General features: G+C 65.0%; 2 protein-coding genes. Both read right to left on the bottom strand.

All coding sequences use genetic code 11. The annotated features are described in order from the left end of the window. A partial coding sequence (locus tag AC1D15_RS32680; RefSeq protein WP_477829335.1) for a hypothetical protein occupies positions 1 to 343 on the bottom strand: 343 nt, incomplete at its 3' end. 219 nt (positions 344 to 562) lie between these two features. Then, positions 563 to 1,317: hypothetical protein (locus AC1D15_RS32675; protein WP_477829334.1), on the bottom strand; the 755-nt coding region annotated here is incomplete at its 5' end.

Below are 1,317 nucleotides of genomic sequence, written 5' to 3'. Positions count from 1 at the left end.
TCTCATCTCGAATCAGCTTCACCGCATGCAAACAGAACCTTCTGGAAGAGTCATAGGACTTGGCGTTCACGACTCCGTGATGATGTCCTTCGGACTTGCCCTTGACCGGACCTTCCATCTGAATCTTCAGACGGCTTCCGGGCAGCGCCAGCAGTTGCTGCTTTCCGGTGTCATCAGAATCGGCCTGAGGGATTTCATCAGCGGTCTGGTGGTCTCGGAAGTTTTTTTCTGGCGGTTGAACTCGGCTGAGCACGTCAGCGAAGACGCTTGGCGAGTTTTGCTTGGTGGAAACTTCCTGGAGAGAGATCTCGCTCCAACAATCGATCAACTCACTCGAGATCACAACTCGTGCTCATTGCTCTTGTTGGAGTCGTCATACGGCGGCACAGTAGCCGCCCTCTGCAACCGTCTGAGTGTTGAACACTTCTCGTGACCAAGCGCCTTGTCAAATAGAATCGAGACGCCCCATGGGCGAAGTCAATCGCACATCGCGCCAACGAGCGGTGATGGACAGGTCGCCGGACACTCACACGCCCGTTGAAGATGTTCGCGGGCCCGATGCTCACACCGGCGTGCGCAGCCGCAGTTCCGACGCCGGCAACGGGTGATACGGCTGTTCGCCGTCGTTCAATCGGAACCTCGCCTCCAGCGCCTCGACGCCGTCCAGCAACGCCTGCAACTGCGCCGCTTCGTCGGGCTTCAACTGCCGCGTCTCGTCGTCGACACGCGGCCTGTTGTCCCGCTCGCGTCGGGGCGGATGCAAAGGCTGCACATGCACGGCCTCGTCGATCGCCTCCCGCATCGGCACCGTGTGCGCTTGGCTCGCCGCCGCCGAAGCGGCCCCCTTCAGCCAGCCGCGCAAGCCCGCCAGCAGCGCCTGCAGCCGCACCCAGCGCTGCTCGCGCCAGGCCGGCGTCGCACGCTGGCCCGGCGCATCGGCATAGCGCTCGACGAACAGGCGGCCGCTGGCCGTGCCATAGCGCCGCGCCATCCGCAGGATGCGCTTGCGCGGCATGCCGATGTGCAGCTCGCCCTCGCCCGGCCGCAGCGCGAGCCGCGCAACGCGGTTGCGCGCGGTGGCCAGGCGCATCGCGCTGCGGTCCTGCCAGTCCTTCGCGGTGAGTCCGGCCGCCAGCAGGAAGCCCGCCAGGAAACCCAGCGGCTTGCCATGGCGCTCGCGTGCCTGCACCTGCGTGCCAGGATCGTCCGGGTCAAAACGCTGCCAGCTGTCGCGGCTGCCCTGCAGGTGCGTCTTCGGCAGCCAGACGAACACGTTGCGCCGGAACGGGTTGCGCTGGCCGAGCCACAGACCGAAGG

The organism is Rhizobacter sp. P2_H2, assembly GCF_056403375.1.
This window is presented reverse-complemented; position numbering and strand designations above follow the sequence as displayed.